This is a genomic window from Planktothrix mougeotii LEGE 06226, from assembly GCF_015207485.1.
Taxonomy (GTDB): Bacteria; Cyanobacteriota; Cyanobacteriia; order Cyanobacteriales; family Microcoleaceae; genus Planktothrix.
In genome coordinates this window covers 1-21948 of sequence record NZ_JADEWU010000033.1, presented here as the reverse complement: position 1 = coordinate 21948, position 21948 = coordinate 1, and the positions used below count along the sequence as shown (strand labels likewise).

The window sequence follows — 21948 nt, the reverse complement described above, 5'->3', positions numbered from 1 at the left end:
TAACAATTTTTTGCAGTTCGTCTGCTCAAGCTCTCAGGGAACCTCTTCTCATTGTAAGAAAGATTGATGTTTTCGTCAATATCGGAGAATGGGGAATAATGGATTCCAGAATTATTTTATAACAATCACCCTTAGCCGAGATTTTAGAGACGAAGCCGCTTAAAATTTTTAAGGAATTAAACGACGCCAGAAACGAATTCTACTTATGGCTTATCGATATCTTTTATTTTATAAACCTTATGATGTTTTGAGTCAGTTTACCGATGAAGATCCGACAACGACTCCGCGTAAAACCCTGAAAGATTTTATTTCTATTCCCTCCATTTATCCCGTTGGTCGTTTGGATCGAGATAGTGAAGGATTATTATTATTAACCAATGATAATTTTGTCAAACATCGGTTAATTGATCCTAAATTTGCCCATCCTCGAACCTATTGGGTACAGGTAGAACGCATACCCGATGAAATAGCGTTAAAACAGTTACGTCAAGGGGTGCAATTATCAGATTATCGCACAAAACCTGCTCAGGTAAAATTACTTCCTACAGAACCCAGTTTACCACCTCGTAATCCCCCGATTCGTTTTCGTAAAAGTGTACCGACGGCTTGGTTAGAACTGACTTTAACCGAGGGTCGTAACCGTCAAGTTCGCAAAATGACGGCTGCGGTAGGGTTTCCAACGTTACGGTTAGTAAGAGTAGCGATCGCACATTTAAGTTTAAACCCACTTGAACCGGGTCAATGGCGAGATTTAACGACTATTGAACTGAAAAAATTGATGCAAATTTTAGGAAACTGTTAAAATGACTAACAACACAAAGCGCCTATTTATTTGTGGTTCTGCTCTCCGGGGTCAGCCGGATCATGGTAATTTAGGAAATGCAACATTTGTTAAACCTGTCAAAACTCTTCCCCGATATCGGTTACACGCGGCTGGAAATGGTTGGCATCCAGCAATTTATGAAGTAGTAGAAGGCGGAATTTCCATTCCAGGGGAAGTCTATGAGATCTCCTTAGAACAATATGAACATCTTCTGGCAACCGAACCTCCAAATCTGTATCCAGGGGATGTGATACTAGAAGATGGGGAAGTCTTAACGGCGATGCTCTATCCCCGTGAATTAGTCGAACAATATCAATGGCCTGATATTTCTGAGTTAGGCGGTTGGGCGGCTTATAAAAATCTATAACAGGGAACACCGAACAGGGAACACCGAACAGGGAACAGTAAGCTGTCAAAGGCTTAGAAATGTCAAACCTTAACCGCAATAGTCGGCTAGTTTAGCAACTTTATGGATTAATGTCATCGGTTCAACCGGTTTGGGGATATGATCAGAAAACCCAGCGCGTAGTGCTTGTTTGCGATTCAGTTCCCCCGCATAACTGGTTAATGCCAGCGCTGGAATATTCCCCCCTCGTTCTGGAGGAAGGGTGCGAATTTGACGCAGCAGACTATAACCATCCATTTCCGGCATCCCAATATCACTAATAATCATATCTAGGGGTAAATGCAGGAACAGTTGTAATGCTTCATGGGCTGAGGAAACCGTCGTCACCCTCATTCCCTCCTGTTCGAGAATAAACGAAACCATCTCCAAGGAATCGGATTCATCATCGATTACCAAAACCCGTAACCCTTGTAAACAAGTGAGTTCATTGTTACCCGAAGGAAAAACTTTAAGTTCAGGATGCACCATCAAAGGTAACTGAACTGTAAAGGTTGCTCCCAGTCCCTCCCCAGCGCTTTCTACTGTAATTGTTCCGCCATGGGCTTCAATTAATTGTCGAGCGATCGCTAATCCTAACCCTAACCCCCCAAATTGTCGAGTTGTAGATGTATCTTGCTGACTAAATAACTCAAACAGATAAGGTAAAAAGATCGGGCTAATTCCTTTTCCGGTATCTTTCACTTGTAGAGTAGCCCAACCTTCCACTTGCTGTAATGTTAGGGTGACTTGTCCTTTTTCCGGGGTAAATTTAATGGCATTGGAGAGTAAATTCCAAATCACTTGTTGTAACCGACTGCTATCTCCTAAAATGGGAGGGATATCGGTTTCTAGGTGGGTTTCTATGTGAATTAATTTGACTGTTGCGGCTAACTGAACTGTTTCCAACGCCGCCTGAAGGGGTTCAATTAAACAAACAGGCTCTAATTCCAGACTTAATTTTCCGCGCATTATTCGAGAAATATCTAATAAATCATCAATCAATTGCACCTGAAGTTTGGCATTACGTTCAATGGCGGTTAATGCTTTTTGGGTTTGTTCTGGACTATGGGAACGACTTTGTAATAGTTTAGTCCAACCCAAGATAGGATTCAAAGGAGTTCTTAACTCGTGGGATAAAATAGCTAAGAATTCATCTTTAACGCGATTTGCGGCTTCAGCTTGTTCACGGGCGATGCGTTGACGTTCCAAGGCTTGATCCCGTTCTTCTAAAGCTTGTTTTTGATCATGAATATCCGTTGATGAACCAAACCACTTAACAATCTGTCCTTGGGAGTCTCGCAACGGGAAAGCCCGTCCTAGATGCCACCGATATTCTCCATCCGCTGCCCGTTTAAACCGATACTCAATCTCATATTTCCCCCCGGTTTGTACCGCTTGCTTCCAAAGTTCCAGACAAAGCTCTTGATCATCAGGATGCAGAATCGATTTCCACCCCCAAGCCTGAGATTGTTCAAAGGTGGTGCCTGTGTAATCGTACCAACGTTGATTATAGTAATCTACGCTTCCATTGGGTCGGGCTGTCCAAAAGATTTGAGGCATGGAGTCTGCTAATGTCCGAAAGTTTAACTCACTTTGTTGTAAGGCTTCTTCCGCTTGTTTACGCTCTGTGATATCCGTTGAAATACCAATTAAACCAATAATTTCTCCGTTTTCATCTCGATAGGGGGATTTGGTGGAGAGGTGGATGCGCCGACCTTCAGGAAAATCAGCCACCTCTTCAAAACTCTCCACGACTCCAGTTTCAATCACGAGACGATCATTGGCCATAATCCTTTCTGCTTCTGCCTGATTCGGTAGCACCTCAGCATCGGTTTTTCCCACCACCTCCGACTCAGATTTTCTTAACAACCGTAGGAAAGCCGAATTTGCCATCATAAATTTTCCCTGACAATCCTTAACAAAAATCAACGTCGGGGTCGATTCGTTAATCGCATTCAGAATAGCGGTACTTTCCCGTAATGCAGCCGCCGCTTGCTCCCGTTCGGTGACATCAGCCGTCATCCCTAATAGCCGGAGCAGATTTCCCTGATCATCAAAAAAGGCACGACCACTTTCTTCCAATATCACATTTATACCATCGGGTCGCAGAATTTTATATTGGGTTTTATAGGTGTGATTTTCTGGATTTAAAGATTTAAGTAAGCTCAGAAAAATCTCTTGATCTTCGTAACTAAGCCTCTGAAAAAACCGTTGTCCGGTGTCTTGTTTAGCTTCCGATACAGGCAGTCCTAATAAAGGTGCAGAATGGATAGAACGCTGCACCTGATCCGTTACGGCATCCCATTCAAAAGCAAACATCCGGGCAACTTCCATCCCCAATTGATTCCTTTCTTGGCTTTCCCGTAGGGCTTGCTCGGTCTTATGACGTTCCGTGACATCGGTAACCATCCCCAAAGCTCCGATGACGTTTCCTTGGCTATCAATCAAAGGATTTGTGGAGATAATCACCCAGAGAATAGAGCCATCTCGACGGCGAAAGGCAAAATCCTGTTGGCTGAGTCCCGATATGCGGCGGCTAAGTTTCTGCTTCGCTTGCAATGCAGCCGTTTCATCCATAAAGTCATACAGACTAGAACCCAGCATTTCGGCTTCGGTATAACCGAGCATCTGAGCCATTTTATGATTCACAAAAGTGGTTTTGGCATCGGTATTAAGAATCCAAATCCCTTCATTAGCCGTTTCCACAATCAACCGATATAAAGTTTCCCGCTCTGCTAAATCCCTGTAGGCTTTTGACCGTTGAGCCGTTCGTTCTGCGACTCGTTGTTCCAACTGTTGGTTTGCCCGTTGTAACGCATCTTCCAGTTGTTTTCGTTCAGTAATATCCTTATGGGAACCCGCCATCCGAATTACCGTTCCCGTTTCATCTCGGCAAGCTTTTCCCCGATCCAAAATCCATTTATAGGAGCCATCTTTACACAGAACTCGATGTTCACTGATATAAAACGGAGTTTTCCCCTGGAAATGATCTTGCAAAAGTTGAGTGACCGAAGGCAAATCTTCAGGATGGACTCGATTTGCCCATTCATTAACATGATTGCTAATCTCATCTTCGGCATAACCCAACATCGTTTTCCATCGGGTTGAGAAAAACACCTCATTAGTAACCACATCCCAATCCCAAACCCCATCATTTGTGCCTTCTAAAGCTAACTTTAACCGCTCTTCACTTTGTCGTAAAGCAGCTTCTAACCCTCGATGTTCCTGTTCTATGGGTTTGTGTTCACTCTTCACTCGTCCCACACTATAAATTAACTGGGTTTCCACAACGGGAAACGCTGTCCAAGCCAGCCATTTATAAGACCCATCTCGACAACGGTAGCGATTTTCAAAATAAGTCGTTGCTGTTCCTTGCCGAAGTTTCTCAACCTGGAGTAGAGTCGAAGGGTGGTCATCGGGGTGGATAAATTCGAGGAAAGGACGAGTAAGTAACTCCTCAGTATATCCTAGGGTGGTTTTAAATGCCGGGTTAATCCGTTTAAAATAACCATCTAATCCGACAATACAAAGTAAATCAAGGGAGAGATTAAAAAAATCCGTTGCTTCATCCGGTGTAATGGATTCTGAATTGGGTGGGGATACGGGGGTGTCTGGAGCCTCAGATGTTTCTGAAACGTTCATGGTGGCCTTGTGAATGAACTGAAAAACCCAGTTGTCCTACCTTGATTCTTGAACAGGATCAGTTTGTTTACACACTTAGGATCAAGTCAGGAATTTTTATCGGATAGAGACTGTTATTTGATTTTAACTTTGGTTTCGTGACTTGGTTGTGAGTTGTTAACGGTCAGCACCTCCAACAACCGTTGAAATCATCAAGGCTAAGGCCAACGGATCAACAGGTTTCGGAAGATGCCGTTCAAAACCAACAGCCAGAGCGTGTTTGCGATCTTCGGCAGTTGCATAGGCGGTTAAAGCGATCGCCCGAATCTGTCCCCCAGCCTCTGGCGGTAAAGTTCTCACCGTTTCAATTAAAGCATAACCATTCATTTGGGGCATTCCCAAATCACTCACTAACACATCAAAGGAAAATTTCTGAAGGTATTCTAAAGCCTCTAAAGCCGTTTCCACTGTCGTTACCGTTGCCCCATATTCTTGTAAGGTGACTTGAATTAACTTTCTTGTGTCTGCTTCATCTTCCACCACTAATACTCGCAAACCCGATAACAAAACTTGAGATGTTGTTGATTCAATCTGAGAAACCGGATCTCCAGACGTCGGAACTTTCAAGGATTCAGGTTCTAGTAACGGTAACTTCACCGTAAAAGTTGCCCCCAGTCCTAAACCCGGACTTTCCGCTTGTACCTGACCTCCGTGCATTTCCACCAAATGACGAACAATCGCCAATCCTAATCCTAATCCCCCATGAAGTCGAGTAGTGGAACCATCCGCTTGCCGAAAACGCTCAAACACGAAGGGTAGAAACTCTGGACTAATGCCACACCCGGTATCAATGACTTGAATCTGAACCCAGGATATCGAAGTTGTGTTTTCTAAATTCTCCTCAACCCTTGACACCTTCACCGTGACCTGTCCTTCCGACGGAGTAAATTTAACCGCGTTCGAGAGTAAATTCCAGACAATTTGTTGCAAACGATTGATATCTCCAAAAACCGATGCTGAGGTTGCCGTTTCCCAAACCGTAACAATCTCAACCCCTTTAGCAATAGCAGTGGAACGCACCATTTCAATGGCTTCTTCAACCATCGGCATAATTTTAATAGAATAACAATTCAGGCAAAGTTTACCCTGAATAATCCTTGATACATCTAAAATATCTTCAATTAATTGATTGAGTAATTTTGTATTTCGTTCAATAGTTTCTAAAGCACGGGTGATCACAGCCGAGTCTAACCGACGGGTGCGGAGTAAATTAGCCCATCCCATAATGGCATTCATCGGTGTCCGCAATTCATGGGAGAGAGTCGCTAAAAAATCATCCTTAATTTGATTGGCGGTTTCAGCTTCGGCCCTAGCTGCCTGTTCCCGCGCCAAGAGTTTTTCTCGTTCGGTCGTGGCTAACTTCTGTTCATGAATATCCGTTGCGGTTCCATACCATTTAACAATATTTCCCCCTTGATCTCGTACCGGGACACCTCGACTTAAATACCAGCGAAATTCTCCATCAAACCGCATCAAACGGTGTTCACACTCATAGATTTCTCCCGTTTGTACCGATTGTTGCCAAGCTTCTAGGGTGCGTTGCTGATCTTCTGGATGCAGAACCGGTTGCCATCCCCATCCTTGACCGTCAGTTTGAGTAATGCCACTAAATTCTGCCCATCGTTGATTATAGTAATCAACGGAACCATCGACATCAGCACTCCAGACAATTTGGGGCATAGACTCTGCTAAATTTCGGAAGCGTTCTTCACTTTCCCGTAAGGCGGCTTCTGTTTGTTTGCGTTCGGTAATATCCAGAAAATAAACCGATAATCCCTGAGTTGAAGGATACAGACGCACCGCAAACCAGCGACCAAAGAACGGATAAAACTCTTCATATTCGATGGGAATTTGTTCGTTTAAGGCTTGATGAGCATAGGTATAGGTAGGAGATTCCATTAATTCAGGAAATACCTCCCAGAGGTTGTGACCAATGAGCTCCGCCGCCAATTTGCCTAAAAGTTCCTCCGCCTTAGCGTTAACAAAGGTATAACACCAACGATGATCAAGACTAACAAAACCATCGGTAATACTTTTAAAAATATTAGTAATTTGACGATTTTTGGCTTCTAAAAATTCTTCAAACCGTTTGCGATCGGTAATATCGTAAGTAATCCCCAAAACTTGATCCACTTCCCCTTCAGCATTGAGAACGGGAACATAATTAACAATCGTAGTGTAGCTTCCTAAGTCAGAAGCAGTTTTAGTCACCTCTAACTTTTGAATCCTGCGAGTTGCGATCGCTTTTTTGAGAGTAGGTACATAGGTTTGAGTGAGTTCTACCGGAAATACATCCTCATCTTGATAACCAATCAGTTCTTCCCAAGACTTCCCACTGCGACGAATTCCTTCTGCATTCACAAACTGAAATCGTCGTTGAGCATCATAAATCACTAAGGTATTGGGAATATTATCGAGAGCCATCCGAAATTGTTCTTCATGATCCCGAAGGGTTTGTAACGCTGGATTTTGCTTATTGGTTTCTTGGGGGTGTACCCGTTGGGTAAAGGTCGTCACCACCGACGATGGAGACGTTTCCCCCCCTTGAAATAGAGGTTGAGTGTTGAGCAACAACTCAATCAACTCGCCATCGGGTTTACGACAATAGACAATCACATTCAAACAAGGTCGTCCGGTTGCCAATGTGAGGTAAACTGGACAAGACTCTACTGGAATCGGAGATCCAGTTTGATCCAGGAATATCCAGGGAGATTCAATCGGGTTGATCATCCTTTGAATGGGATATCCGAGAATCTTTTCCGCCGTCAAATTACAGCTTTGAATCTGACCCTCAGCATTTTGAAGGATCATCCCCATATCACCCTCAGTTCGGGAATGAGCTTCGGGTTTTAAGTAGGGTTCTTGTTGTAACGGTGTATAGCTCAATCGGGATTCAGACTGTTTGGAATTCTGCATTATAACAATCCGATTGGAAGTTTTAAGTAATCATTCCTTTCGTCGAAATCAAATTTCTGACGAGAGCAAATTTCCTGTCTTAGGGGGGATGTATTTAAAAATTATAATATGATCAATGGCTTTTTGGGATTCACCGTACTGTATTCTTGATAGGTATTGAAGAGTTAGTAAATTTGGACTACCTCAATTATTTGGGGATACCCGCCTCAATTACCCATTTCTCAAGCAGATGTTTTAGCAATGGGGGCTTCTATCAATAGCAACATTAAATTTAACAAATACGGATTTGAAGAGGGGAGATTTTATTTAAACAATTTGAATGATACAGTATAGGACATCAGAGATGGCACCCACACCTCCTGATATTTTATAGTTTCTCCTAAACTTTTAAATGTTACCCCTCACCTAAATTGTCAGGAAATGTTAAACTGTTGAACTAACCCCAAAAACGGGATACAAGATGAAGTGGGGAAATTCCCTAACGAAATCTCGATCATTAGGTGTGAGGAAACATGACGAAAAGAATCAGTTCAGAACAGGATACTGTTCAAAAGCAACCTGTGGAGGGGAGCATTTTCTCAAATCAGGAACAACTTCTACATCACACAGTTTCTCAACAAAATGGTAAAAAAAACCATCAGTTTGCTTTAGCAACAGGTTCTTTACTGCTATTCACTTTATCTCTGATTACGTTTAATCAAGCAAGTTCAACAGATTTTTTATTAAAAAAAGGAAGTCAAGGAACAGAAGTCAGTCATCTACAACAGCGTTTAAAAGCAGCCGGATATTGGTCAGGGAGAATTACCGAAAATTATGATCAAGCAACGGAAAACGCTGTTAAAACCTTTCAAAAAGATCAAGGAATTGAAGCGAATGGTAAAGTCGATGAAAATACAAATTCTGTATTAATAAATAAGGTACAAAAGAAAAGTTTATCTTCGCGTTATTTAGATCATAAAGTTGAAACTTTAAACCCTATAGATGAACGTCTCAATGCTGAATTGAAACTTCAAAAACGAATTAAAGGGGATTTAGCACCCAAATCTGTTGTTTATTCAGGAAATGGGTTATTTTTTGTCCAGAATATGATGTATGAACATTCGATTAATGTTTATGATCGGGAGTTTAATTTAATTAAAAAAATCAAGGATGAAGTCAAATTAAAGGATTATGGCTATCCCCATTTTAAAGATAATCAATATCAAGGTTCTCCCGTAGAAGCAGCATTTTCTCCCGATGGAAAATCAGCTTATGTTAGTAATTATGAGATGTTTGGTTCGGAATTTACCAATCCTGGCTATGATACCTGTGAACCTTCCGATCAATTTGATCCGAGTTTTATTTATAAAATTAATACTGAAACTTTAGAGATTAAAACTGTCATTAAAGTGGGTTCTGTTCCCAAATATGTTGCGGTTTCTCCGAATAATCGTTGGGTTTTAGTCAGTAATTGGTGTTCAGGAGATTTAAGTGTTATTGATAGTCAATCTAACCAAGAAATTAAACGAATTCCTTTAGGTCAATTTCCTCGTGGAATTGCGATTGATCCAAACTCAAAAATTGCTTATATTGCGGTGATGGGAACTTCAGATCTCGCCGTTGTTAATTTAGAAGATTATAGCGTTAATTGGATATATAATGTAGGATTATATCCCCGCCATTTAGTCTTAGATAGTACAGGAAAATATCTCTATGTCACCCTAAATGGGGATGATCATGTTGCTAAAATTGAGACAAAAACTGGAGAAATAATTAGCAAAATCTTTACCGGAAGTGCACCTCGCAGTATGGTATTATCACCCGATAATCAGTATTTATATATTGTCAATTACTATTCTAATACGGTGAGTAAAGTTCGCACTGAAACAATGGAACTGATCGATAATATTACCGTAGATTTAAACCCCATTGGAATTACCTTTGATCCTGAAACCCATCAAATTTGGGTAGCGTGTTACACCGGAAGTTTGATGGTTTTACAGGATCAATTTTAATTCGTAATTCGTAATTCGTAATTCCCTATCGATGAGTTAATTTTCCTCCCGTAACTTCTACTAAACTTCCGGTCATAAAACTACTATCAGAAGAAGCTAGAAACACATAAGCAGGAGCGATTTCTTCGGGTTGAGCCGCACGTCGCATCAGGCTTGTCTTATCAAATTCACTCACTTCTTCAATGGGTAAACTAGCGGGAATACTTGGAGTCCAGACCGCACCCGGAACAACAGCATTAACTCGAATATTACGACTGCTTAAATTGGCTGCTAAAGACTTCGTAAAAGCGTGTACTGCGCCCTTACTGGTTGCATAATCAACCAGAATATCTCGACCAATTTGTCCTGAAATACTGCCCGTATTAATAATAGTGTCTGCTTCTTTGAGATGATTTAATGATGCTTTCACCATATAGAAATATCCAAAAACATTAGTTTCCATAGTTTCACGAAACTGTTCTAAACTCAGATCTTCAAGGTTACTCTGAGCCATTTGATAAGCCGCATTATTCACTAAAATATTCAGTTTTCCTAACTTTTGAATCGTTTCTTTTACCGCTTGTTCACAGGAGGCAAAATCGCGCACATCTGCTTTGATTTGTAAACATTTTCTACCCTGTTTTTGTACTTCTTGGCAGGTGATTTTTGCATCCTGTTCATTGTGGTGATAAACAATCGCCACATCAGCCCCTTCCATAGCATAAGCGATCGCAACAGCCCTACCAATTCCAGAATCACCACCTGTAATTAAAGCGACTTTTCCTTGCAATTTACCAGCCGGTTTATACCCAGATAAATCCGTTTGGGGCTGGGGAATCATATCTTCTTGAGAAGCCGGATAGTCGAGTTTCTGTGCTGGAATTTCAGCCGGAGTAAAATGATGTTTATCAGTTTGCATAACGAAACCTCGTTTCTTTACTTTCTTAAGATATTCCAAACCAATTTAATCGGGTTCTTTCATCAGAAAGAAATTTACAATTTCAGCGATAAATTTATGCCTAAAGACATAGGCAACCTTACATAGCTCTTGTATCAATACCCGTTTAATACTTGGAACATTTTTCCCAATTTTTTATTCTTTCCAAACAAAAACCTTCGCCTCATATTCGGGTAAATCGATGAGAATGTTGTCATCTCCCGACTCGATATCATAATTATTTGTCCACTCATGCCAAGTCCCATTTGCAGGGAAATGGGGAACTTGATAACCTGCTAAATATTGATCAGAGAAATTAACAACAACAACCACACGAGATCCTTGATCATTCCATCGGGTATAAGCAAAAACTTTAGCATCCGCATCTTCATGGAAAAACTCAATATTTTCAGTATATAAAGCATGATTGGATTTTCGTAAAAAAATCAAGCCTTTGTAATATTGAAATAAACCTTGATTATTGTCATGGCTTAATAATGTCCAATCAATTTTTGCCGAATCAATAGTTTTGGGTTTATATTCTCCAAATTCTTCCCCCATCCAAATCAAAGGAATGCCTACGGCTGTCATCAATAATGCTACCCCTAATTTCACTCGTTTAAAGGCATCTTCGTCAAAAATCTCTCGATTTCCTAACTCCACCATTAACCGATTTTGATCATGGTTGCCCAAATAATTAACCATATTTGTAGCCCCCATAAACCCTTGACGTTTGCCATCTAAAATGTCTTTGAGTTGTTCTAAATCAAAGGTATCCCCACATAAATGATCCGTTAGAATATGATAAAAACTATCATGCCAACAGCCATCCATCGGCCCATCAACGTTGGTAATACTGGGGTTTTCTGGCACATATTCAGCAACATTGTAAAAGGGTTTTACTCCAGCTTCCTGTTTTGCTTCCTGCACAACCCAACCCATAAAATCATAGTTACCAATTTGTCGGGCTGCATCATAACGAATTCCATCAGTATGATATTCTTGAATCCAGAATCTCACCGTATCCCCAATAAATTTTCGAGCCGGATAGGTGTCTAAATTTTCGTCATAAAATTCATAATTAAATTCTGGCCCCCAGTTAAATTCAGCATCTTTTGGATCATGATGATACCAATAATCATGATCAATTTGAGTTAAAGGACAGGAAGATTCTGAATGATTATAAACCCCATCCATTAACACGCGAATTCCTCGTCCATGACATTCATCAATCAGGTTTTTTAATTGCTCAGTTGTGCCATAACTAGACTCCGTAGCAAAGAAATAACGAGGATTATATCCCCAACTATGATCCCCTGGATATTCTTTAACAGGCATCAATTCAATGGCATTTACGCCTAAATCACACAAATAATCTAACTTTTCGATAACGTGCTGATATTTACCCCGTGCATAGGGGTCATCTTCTCCGCCAGAAAAATCTCCAATGTGCATTTCATAAATCACTAATTCATGGTCGGGGGGTAAAGGTTTATCATCATTTTTCCAAACATAAGTATCAATAATTTTTTCCCCTTCTTTAATCCGAATGATGCCATTTTGAGTCGGATCATCAATATCTGTAGCATAGGGATCAACAATTTCTACCCATTCATCCGGTTCTACAAACCAACTTTTAGAACGTACTCGAAATTTATATTGATAGGTTCCATCTTCTAACTCTACTTGTGCCCGAAAATAACCATCTTTACCCTTTTTCATCGAAATATCTTTCCAATTAGAAAAACACCCGATTAGTGCTGCTTCTTTATTATAAGGAGCAAACAATGAAAATTCAATTAAATTAGCCATGTTTTTAAGTCCTTAATGTTTAATGAGAAATCATGTCTAGTTCAATTCACGCCATCAAAAAGCATGACTTTTTTAATAGATTTAGGTCAATTCACTAGACATGATCTTGAATTTTGCCTGTTAACCAATGACTGCTAACGCCCCTGCACCTGCGGCTGCGATCGCAGAAAGACTAGCCGTAAAAAATAACCACCAAGCGGCTGCGGCTGCGGCTTTTCGGGTTTCTTCTAATTGATGTTGGGCTTCCCGTTTAACTTGTTCTACACGCATTTGAGCATCCATTTGTAGACGTTCAGCCCGTTGTAAAACCCGGTTGCGACTCCGTTCAATTTGATCAATAATTCGATTCGCATCCGCTTCTGAAATATCCTCCCGTGAACTTAAAAGCGCAACTAAAGTATTACGATCAAATTGAGAAAGACGACTCCGTAATGCCTCAAAACCCGCTTGTGGATCATCAAATAAGGTGCGAATATCATCCCGAATTCCCTCATAATTTAATTCCGGTCGTTCTAAACTATTCAAATAGTTACGAATTCGATCTAAAATTCCATCCATTACCGATTGAATTCGCTGTTGAATACTGTGGATTTGCTCTAACAATTGTTCCCGAACTTGGAAAATTTGATCAGCAATTCGATTAGCTTCTGCTTCTGTCATATCCTCCCGTTGAACGAGCAAAGCCACTAAGGTTTCCCGATCAAAATGAGATAACCGTTCTCGTAAACTTTCTACACCCACACGCGGATCATGAAGGAGTAATTTTAAATCCCGTTGAATTCCGGCTGGATTTAATTCCTCCCGATCCGTTGAGCGTAAATAATTGGCTAAAGCACTTTGGAAATCCTGAACTTTATGTTGAGTTCTCCGAGCTAACCTTTGAGGGGTTTTAGCAATACCTTGTAACGTCGATAAGGTACTATCAATTGTCTGATTAATTTGTTCCTCGCTTAAATCATTACGTTGGTTTAATAACTGAACTAATGTATCTCGATCAACTTTAGAAAGCCGTCGGCGAATCGCTCGAATTCCCAACTTAGGATCTTCTAATAATAAATTGAGATCTCGTTGAATGCCTTCGGGATTCAATTCATCTTTTCCTGTATTTCGGAGATAATCAGCAATCGAATTCATCGCCTGATCATACTGTTGTTGAGCTTTTCCAATTAAGCGTTCTGGGGTATAACGAACTTGCAACCAAGTTGATTCAATTTGATCTAAAATTCGCTCAACTTCCGCTTCACTTAAATCATTTCGAGTGGTGAGTAACTGTACTAAAGTATCGCGATCAAATTGAGAAATACGCTCACGAATGGCTGCCATTCCGACTTTAGGATGCTCAAATAAAGTTCTTAAATTGGTTTCAATCCCATCGGGATTTAATTCAGCTTTTCCGGTATCCCGAAGATAAGATTTTACTTGCAACCATTGTTGAGTTACATTGGCTTTAATTTCAGCTTGACGATGTTCCGATTCTTCCAAAACAGATGCTTTTGCTCTGTCTAAATTCGCCGCCACAATTAAAACATCGTCGGAGGATAAATCCCCACGTTTTTGCAGGACAAGTTCAAACCAACGTTGTGTTAAAGGAGCTAAACGTTGACTTAACTGCTCAAAACTGACCTGGTTATCTTCCAAAATGGGTTTTAAATTCAAGAGAATTTTTTCCGAGGTTAATTCATCAGCAGGGGTGGTGATCATATAATGTTCCACATCTCCTAAAACGGTTAATTGCATTTCCTGCTCAATCGCTTCTTCGGTAACTCGTAATACCTGTAAGCGAATAGCTTCTAATTGATCTGCTAATTCTTTAATTCTTGCTTGGGTAAAAACGCCCCGTTGCCTTAATAAATTTACAAAATCAGTGCGTTTTAATTGGTGTAATTGTTCTGCTGTTAATTCAGGATCGGCATTGGGATCATAAATTATATCTCGAAAATCCTGCTCAACTTGTTGGGGTTTCATGTCCCAAAAATAAGTATTCAGGAGATAGTTTTCAACATCAGCTTTAATCGGACTATAAGACTCCTTAGCTGTCAATTGATGAGCAATTTTATGGGTTTGTTCACCCACTTGACTTTTGAGACGATTTAACTGATTCAGAATTTTTTCAACATCGAAATCTGAGAGATCACTGCGTCCGAGTACCAGTCCAATTAAACTATTAAGGCTCATCGTTAAGCCTTGAGACATCATGCTTGTAGGTTGATTGGGATTGTTTTGTTTTTGTTGAGCAATTAAGTCATCTATTTTTTTGTTTAAATCTGTTCCTAATAATTGCTGAGAAGTCGCTGTTTTGAGATAATTAACGAACTCCCCCATCATATCTTGAGGCTGAGGCATTTTGCCAACGGTTTGACGCCAAACACTTTCTAATTGATCGGCAATTCGTTCCACATCCCGACGGGATAAATCTGTGCGACTTTTGGCTAAATCAATAAAAGTTTGACGAGTGAAATTCGGTAAAGAAGCCTGACCTCCCATTTCTTTTAGATTGGGATCATTGAGAATCGTTTCAAACTCTCGACGAATTTCGGGAAGATTTAATTGCGGGGGACGTAATTTTTCTAAATATTCTTCGACTTGTTCACGCATCGTAATCGGATCAATTCCGGCCGTTAGTTCCCGACGCACGGCACTGGCTGCGGCTTCGGCGGTGGCGACAATTTGTTTACTGGCTGCTGCTCCTGTAAAGGCTGCACTTGCCATTCCAAATAAGCTTTGAATCCCCGATGAAGTGGTTTGAAAAACAGAACCAATCATCGAACCAACGGTACTCGAACTCATCCAAACTAAGAGGGAAAAATAGGTAGCCCAAATGACTAAACCCACAATTGCTCCCAAGGTTGGCGAGGTTAAAAGGCTGAGTTTAACCGCTAATAAACAAGCCACAAATAAAGCCAATGTCACCGTAATTACCGTGGCAATTCCTAGGGTTTTTCCGACTTTTTTCAGCGTTCCCCCTACGGAAGAAGATTTATGATCATCTGAATCAGAACTGGAAGAATTGCCTAGGTTTGAAATTCCCGCCGCTACTCCCAAGTTTGTTAATAAAAGTTGGATACCGAAAGCGAGGACGACCCCGGAGATTAAAGCCGTAAAAAATTGAGGGCCACTAAATACTAAAGCAGCTTCTTCAACGGTATCGACATTAGTATTATTCGTAGAAAATTGGGCAATTAATCCAGTTGTTAGATGGATTAGTTCTAAAGTTTTAACCATAATCGGTTCCTTGTTGATTCATCGATTTTTATTAAACAAAATATTAGGCTGAAAGTTGTTTGAGCAAACCCTCCTATTAAGCTCTTCAGCTACAATCTTGAGTGTGTAGGAAAAACGGTTGCGAAATCATCTACCCCAAGGATGAAACAAAATAAATTCGTAAGTTTAATCAAAAAAAATAAAATATCATCTATCCAGGGAAAGAATTAAAATTAAGAAATAAAGTTTATAATAAAACTCTACTCTAGTTTTCATCTCAATCTCATTGTTTAGATTTAAGATAGAAATAAGGACGAGACTTATCCGTTGGGATTAACAATCGTGTGAGTAAAAGTAGGGGTGAGATTTCCTCACCCTGAACAGGACTAATCAACATCTGCCTAAAATTTCTATGAATCGTTCCTTACAACACGCTCAAAAATTAAAAGAAGAAATCGTTGATTTTGTCTACGATGCAGAAGGAGAATTAGCGATCGCTTTAGAAACTTATGCGGCTCAACATTCTGGTCGAGAACGTCATGATATTAAAGCTCAAAATTTAATGATTGATACCTTTGTTTTGCAGGGTAAAGTCGGTCAACAAACCCCTTTAGAAATTTTTTTAGCAGAAAATCCCCAATTAACGCCAGAAGAACGAGTCTTATTAAACGGTTGGTCTAAAAGTTTTCTCGGCTTATTTGAAGTCATAGATTGTGTCGGAGAACAATTTAAGTTAATGAACTGGTTAACAGCTAAATGTTATCCAGTGGTTTGGGATGAAGCCTCTGGTGATCCTGAACTCAGCCGTTTAAAACCGGGTGAAATTATTTTAGCTCGAATTGCACCTTTAAATGAAAATCAGTGGATGTTTTTAGGGTCAGGAATTTTAAAAGGAAAATTGGGTAAACCTAAATTAGCCGTTGTGATTGGTGAATTCAAAAAAAATTACAAAGAATTTTTATATAGTGATGCACCAGAACTCTTAGAAGAGTCTTGGGAGTCGGTGGCTGAATATCATCAAGAATTTGTTAGTTTTTTTGGTCAAGATCAAATTAGTTTATCGGGCTATCAACTGAATAAAAAACTCAACGAACTTTATGAACAATTTAATCAAAAACGGTTAGCAGCAGCCGGAATTGATCAATCTAAATCTTTACGCGAATTAGCAGAAGAAGCGGGAAATGATGCTGAAGACCTAAAAACAGCCGCCTTAGAATCGGGTGCAACGGAGCAAGAGATTGCTAAAGTTTTGGAGTCTAAAACCTTAATGGTCATGCCTAAAGTTGAGTTACCCGATGAGATTAAAAAAGCAGACGAAGTAACCGTATTTTCCCATCCTCGCTGGGGACAACTATTCCTACCGAACTATACTGCTTTTATCGAGCTTTTAAAGATTCCTACGCCTGAAAATACTCCGCAGTTAGAAACTAAAGTGCGAAAATATTTGAAAGAACCCCAATTTAACTATTATGTTTGGCAACAGTTAAAACAGGACGCTTCTCAAGGATTAGAACAAATCTTAAAACAGGTTTTAGAGCAACCGGATTTTTCCTTAGAACAAGATTTAGATAAAATTTTATTACAATATGATAAACCTTCTGAACCTAATTTACCGGAAATTGCCAGTGTTCCTCGCCATTTAGATGATTTATTTAAGGAAGCTTTAACTCAAGTTCAGAAATCTAAACCCAAAAGTAAAACAGCGGCTAAAAAAAACAAAGGATTTCAATAAGAGAACAGGGAGCAGGGGAAGAAATTTCTATTGCAAGAGTGCCTATTCGTAATTCGTAATTCGTAATTCGTAATTCGTAATTCGTAATTCGTAATTCGTAATTCGTAATTCGTAATTCGTAATTCGTAATTCGTAATTCGTAATTCGTAATTCGTAATTCCCCATTCCCTCCTATAAAAAAATAGAGTAGGATTATCCTACTCCTTTGAACTTTGATGCTGTTAACTGTGAAAAGACTAATGAAACTCCAACGCTTGAAGTTTACAGGCTTCATTTAAGCAACTGTTCTCCGAGTAATTAATCCCCACAGGAAAATTAAGATAATAGCACCTAACACAGCAAAGAAAATACTAGGAATAGTTAAAGCTCCGGCTGAAGCAGCAGCCGCTCCCCCACTTCCAAAGAAGACTTGACCTAAATAACCACCCAGTAAAGCCCCTAAAATTCCTAAACCAATGGTGGCAAAAATACCGCCGCCTTGATGTCCAGGATAAATAGCTTTAGCAATAGCACCTGCAATTAAACCTAATAGTATCCAAGCTAGAATACCCATGATTTTTCCTCCCTTAAGTCCTTTTTATTAAGGCTTTGATTTAACACTTTAATCTTAACAATTGCCTGTTAAACAACTCATCTAGCCAAAGGAATAACTTACATCTTGCTTCAGAGGGAAGCTAAACTCTAGCCATGATTCCTTCCGTTGAGTAAACTAGAGATTAACCAAGTTAATTCAAGGGTAAAGCAATGTCAGAAGGTTTTTTACTCAGCCGTCTTCTTCTCCGTTTTGATGCTCCCGATGATGTGTTATTAACGAATTTATCAGCCGTTGCCTTAACACCCGATGGTAGTTTATGGTTAGGAGCCGATGAAGGAACAGGTCTTGAGCGACTTTCTCCCATTGAATCTTATGTTTATGGTCATCATCAACATTTTGAATTAAGCAATTTTATTCCTTTAGATAATCCCGAAGAAGAAATTGATATTGAAGGCTTAGATTATTTCGATTCCTATCTTTGGTTGGTGGGTTCCCATAGTCTGAAACGGAAAAAGCCCAAGGGAAAAGACGTTAATTCAGATATCAAACGTTTAACCGAAATCAAAAGGGAAAAAAATCGTTATCTTTTAGCTCGAATTCCGGTTAAAAATGGACAATTATTGTCGTCTTTTTCAACTGTTGAACCGGAAAATCAAGAGTTCAGAGCCGCTGTGCTTCAAACGTCTCCAGACGGAAATCAACTCATCGAAGCTTTAAAAACAGATGAACATTTAGGTGTATTTATATCAACGCCTCTGCCTTCCAAGGAAAATGGGTTAGATATTGAAGGATTGGCTGTTTATGAAAATAAAATTTTCCTAGGCTTACGAGGGCCTGTTTTCAGAGGATTTGCCATGATTTTAGAATTAGAAGTTGAAGAGAAAGAACCCGGAGTTTTAACCCTCAAAAATATTGGAGAAAATGGCAAACAATATCGCAAGCACTTTTTTGAATTAAAGGGGTTAGGAATTCGAGAGTTATGTTTACAAGGTGAAGATTTAATTATTTTAGCAGGGCCAACGATGGATTTAGATGGCATCATGAAAGTCTATCGTTGGAAAAATGCTTTAGCTCAATCCAGTAATACGATCTCTTATTTTAATTCTGAATTGTTAGAGTTTTTGTTTGATCTGCCATTTTGTCTCGATAGTGATCACGCCGAAGGTTTAGAACTTTTTAATAGTTTAGAACAACCCGGTTTATTAGTGGTTTATGATTCGCCCAATCCTAACCGAATTTTATCTGAACGGGAAGTTTTTACAGATATTTTCCGATTGTCTAATCCTGCTCAATAGATAATAAAACATAAAAAACCCAGTTTAGAGGATTTAAAACTGGGTTTTTCTGTTATGGAACAATTGGCTTTAATTCTTGATTGACCCTGATTACATTTGGCCAGGGAAACCGGGCTGTGAATCGGTAGGAGAATGGGGTTCAATTAAACTGGGTTGTGAGTTATTGTCAGAATCCTGTTGATTCATTTGATTAGAAGAGGGATTAGAATTCATTGGACTGGTGGTAGAATTATTCTGCCGGGGTTGTTGTCGGGGATTAACTCGTTCAGATTGAGAATCAACATCTCGCAAATCTGAAGGAGAATCAACATCAAATATTTCTTGATCGGTGCTATTCGGGGAACTATTATTCATCCGATCCATTGAAGAGTTATTGCGTTGTTGAGGATTAACTCGCTCAGATTGAGAATCAACATCTCGCGCATCCGAAGGAGAATCTAAGTTTTGTGTATTCGAGGGTTGGCTATTATCAAATTGAGTGATTTGTTGGGGGTTTTGAGAATTTTGACTTAAACTATTCTGAACATTAGTTGGCATTAAAACCCGATTAATCCCATGAATTAAACCATTGGTTGCCTCGATATCCGGTTGAACAACGCTGGCATTATTAACAATAACCCGATCCGGTGCTACACGAACTGCAAGTCCACCTCCGAGACTATCAATGCTTCCATCAGCCATTTGATTAGAAGCAACTTCACCTTCAATGACATGATAGGATAAAACCTGTTTTAACATTTCTTTATTTTCAGGCTGCATTAACCTTTCTAAGGTTCCAGCCGGTAGTGATGCAAAGGCTTCATCAGTTGGGGCAAAGACAGTATAGGAACCTTCACCTGTCAATATATTTTCTAGTCCGGCGGCTCTAACCGCTTGAATAAAAGTATTATATTGACCGTTAGAATTAGCAACAGAAAGAATATTCTGGGATGACCCCATATTCTGCTGCATTTGGGGACTATTCTGCATTCCTGAGTTAGGAGATTGCATTTCTGCTCTAGCAGGAACCTGTCCTAAAATGCCTAAGCTGGCAATCCCTAAAACAGCAATACTGTGGGTATAAAAACGATTGAATGCCATGATTTTAAACTCCGCCAAAATTTGTTTCTTTCCTTACTGTATAAAGGGGAGTTTAATTCGCCATCCAGCCGAGGACATATCACTCTTGAAATAGGCTTTTTGATGTGGAATTTAGAGTTTTTTAAGGAAGAATATTCTTAAGATTTTCCATTACGATTCAGTTTTTTAGCGATCGCATCTAAAATGGCTTGTTCTGCGGGGGTCATTTTACCGTCTATTTGAGCAATTCGCTCACATTGAACTAATACAGGCGTGACAAAATCAGGATGCAGTTGTTGTAATAAATTCTCTAAGGAAATCGGTGTTTCTAAATAAGTCGAGATTGCTTTTATCGCTTCAGAACTCAGATGAGCTTGTTCTAATTCAGGAATCAGATCAGACTTTGATTGATCGGGATAAGACGCTAAAATCATCTGAGCTAAAATTTGATCCATCACCTGTTGTTGCTGACTGGCAAATTTCCAATAATCTTGACTTTCCTGTTGAAAGCGCTGAACCGTTAATTCTGTTGTCTGAGGATGCAGTTTGGTTTCATAAAATCGACAAGCAATATAACCTAAACCATACAGCAAAATTGCATTAGAAGAAGCCCCAATAACCGCCCCTAAACCGGGGATAATTTCGACCCATTCTAAACCCGTTTGGATCGCTACAGAACTCCCCAAAGATAAGCCAAAAATAGCTAAAACTTCCCCTCGACGGATGGGATCATTGAGATCTAAACCATAGGCTGCTGCAATTTCATAGGTCATTTCAGCTTGTAGCCGTGTTGTCGTGACTAAATCAATCGCAAATAAAGCCACAGCCAGGGGAGGTAAAAAATTTGTTGCTAACCCAATTCCCGCCGCTTGAATTGATTTCTGCACCATTAAACGGTGAGCAATTTCCCTGGGGGTTTCTTGAGGATACTGTTTTTGCAGATCTTGGACGGTTTTTTGTGCCTGTTCAATATTAACGCCACCGAGGAGAATTTCTAACCAACTTGTTCCTAAATTATTGCTGAGAATCTTGACAATTGGATTTTTAGCGATCGCATCTATAATGGCTCCGGTACTTGCTGTTACATTGGCTAAATAGTGTTGAGTTTGTAGTGTAGTTTGTTCAAAGAATTTTGTTGTTACCGCAATCAGTTCGACGAACCATTGTTCTGTTGAGTTTGCCGTTGAGGGGTTCGTTTTTTGGGCTGAGTTTGCTTCAGCTTGTAAGTTGTTTTGGTCTTCCTGCGCCCTGTTCTCATTTCCCATTGTTGAGCCTATTAAGGATGAAAAAATAATGGTTTATTTATCTCTCTGGCCATTGTATACTCAAAAAAGCCCCAAAAAAATAATAGAGAGTCACAACCGATAAATCGATTGATTTGACTCTCCGTTTCCACCAGACTAACCAGAGGGAATAAAGGATTGCACCCAGTACGCTTACCAATATAGGGTACTTTCCTCGAATCGTGCCTCTATCTATAGATAGAGATTAGCAGAAAAACGCTGCAAGAGCAACAACCAAAAACATCTAGTCCCTCGCAAGGCCCAAAATCAACTTTTTCCGCCCCTGTTTATGGGAGAAGGGGACGGGGGGACGGGG

At 39.9% G+C, this 21948-nt stretch carries 14 protein-coding genes; 5 read left to right on the top strand and 9 right to left on the bottom strand.

Annotated features, from left to right (window positions below; all coding sequences use genetic code 11):
• The first annotated feature begins 205 nt into the window (after positions 1 to 205).
• The gene (locus IQ236_RS14865; RefSeq protein ID WP_193869965.1) at positions 206 to 802 is read left to right on the top strand and encodes a pseudouridine synthase; all 597 of its coding nucleotides are present in this window, start codon (positions 206 to 208) and stop codon (positions 800 to 802) included.
• A gap of 1 nt (position 803) precedes the next feature.
• Positions 804 to 1190, top strand: a complete 387-nt coding sequence (locus tag IQ236_RS14860; protein WP_193869964.1) for an allophanate hydrolase-related protein — start codon at positions 804 to 806, stop codon at positions 1188 to 1190.
• A gap of 69 nt (positions 1191 to 1259) precedes the next feature.
• Here the strand turns inward: IQ236_RS14860 and IQ236_RS14855 are convergent, their stop codons facing one another.
• Both IQ236_RS14855 and IQ236_RS14850 read right to left on the bottom strand, forming a co-directional pair.
• On the bottom strand, positions 1260 to 4850 hold the full coding sequence (locus tag IQ236_RS14855) for a PAS domain S-box protein (RefSeq protein WP_193869963.1): 3591 nt from the start codon (positions 4848 to 4850) through the stop codon (positions 1260 to 1262).
• A gap of 156 nt (positions 4851 to 5006) precedes the next feature.
• Positions 5007 to 7805: a hybrid sensor histidine kinase/response regulator gene (locus IQ236_RS14850; protein ID WP_193869962.1), complete on the bottom strand. Its 2799-nt coding sequence runs from the start codon at positions 7803 to 7805 to the stop codon at positions 5007 to 5009.
• Between the two features lie 512 nt (positions 7806 to 8317).
• On the opposite strand from IQ236_RS14850, the gene IQ236_RS14845 reads away from it, so the two are divergent.
• On the top strand, positions 8318 to 9799 hold the full coding sequence (locus IQ236_RS14845; protein ID WP_193869961.1) for a peptidoglycan-binding protein: 1482 nt from the start codon (positions 8318 to 8320) through the stop codon (positions 9797 to 9799).
• Positions 9800 to 9824: 25 nt separating this feature from the next.
• On the opposite strand, the gene IQ236_RS14840 is transcribed toward IQ236_RS14845, so the two are convergent.
• The 3 genes from IQ236_RS14840 to IQ236_RS14830 form a co-directional block, all read right to left on the bottom strand.
• Positions 9825 to 10697 carry an SDR family oxidoreductase gene (locus tag IQ236_RS14840; protein ID WP_193869960.1) on the bottom strand — a complete coding sequence of 291 codons (873 nt, stop codon included), beginning with the start codon at positions 10695 to 10697 and terminating at the stop codon, positions 9825 to 9827.
• A 174-nt stretch (positions 10698 to 10871) separates the two neighbouring features.
• The gene (locus tag IQ236_RS14835) at positions 10872 to 12527 is read right to left on the bottom strand and encodes an alpha-amylase family glycosyl hydrolase (RefSeq protein ID WP_193869959.1); all 1656 of its coding nucleotides are present in this window, start codon (positions 12525 to 12527) and stop codon (positions 10872 to 10874) included.
• Positions 12528 to 12647: 120 nt separating this feature from the next.
• A complete protein-coding gene (locus IQ236_RS14830; protein ID WP_193869958.1) occupies positions 12648 to 15749 on the bottom strand; it encodes a coiled-coil domain-containing protein in 3102 nt (1033 codons plus the stop codon).
• Between the two features lie 391 nt (positions 15750 to 16140).
• Between IQ236_RS14830 and IQ236_RS14825 the strand changes: the two genes are divergently transcribed.
• Entirely contained in the window at positions 16141 to 17460 is a 1320-nt protein-coding gene (locus tag IQ236_RS14825) for a hypothetical protein (protein ID WP_193869957.1), read from the top strand.
• Positions 17461 to 17502: 42 nt separating this feature from the next.
• Here the strand turns inward: IQ236_RS14825 and IQ236_RS28055 are convergent, their stop codons facing one another.
• Entirely contained in the window at positions 17503 to 17625 is a 123-nt protein-coding gene (locus IQ236_RS28055; protein ID WP_193869956.1) for an alpha/beta hydrolase, read from the bottom strand.
• 109 nt (positions 17626 to 17734) lie between these two features.
• Positions 17735 to 18013 carry a GlsB/YeaQ/YmgE family stress response membrane protein gene (locus IQ236_RS14815; RefSeq protein WP_072718633.1) on the bottom strand — a complete coding sequence of 93 codons (279 nt, stop codon included), beginning with the start codon at positions 18011 to 18013 and terminating at the stop codon, positions 17735 to 17737.
• A gap of 191 nt (positions 18014 to 18204) precedes the next feature.
• Here IQ236_RS14815 and IQ236_RS14810 point away from each other — a divergent pair, with 191 nt between their 5' ends.
• Positions 18205 to 19290 (top strand): DUF3616 domain-containing protein, encoded by a 1086-nt coding sequence (locus IQ236_RS14810; RefSeq protein ID WP_193869955.1) that lies wholly within the window; start codon positions 18205 to 18207, stop codon positions 19288 to 19290.
• 90 nt (positions 19291 to 19380) lie between these two features.
• On the opposite strand, the gene IQ236_RS14805 is transcribed toward IQ236_RS14810, so the two are convergent.
• Positions 19381 to 20370, bottom strand: a complete 990-nt coding sequence (locus IQ236_RS14805) for a fasciclin domain-containing protein (protein ID WP_193869954.1) — start codon at positions 20368 to 20370, stop codon at positions 19381 to 19383.
• 137 nt (positions 20371 to 20507) lie between these two features.
• Entirely contained in the window at positions 20508 to 21614 is a 1107-nt protein-coding gene (locus IQ236_RS14800; protein WP_193869953.1) for a hypothetical protein, read from the bottom strand.
• Positions 21615 to 21948 lie beyond the last annotated feature (334 nt).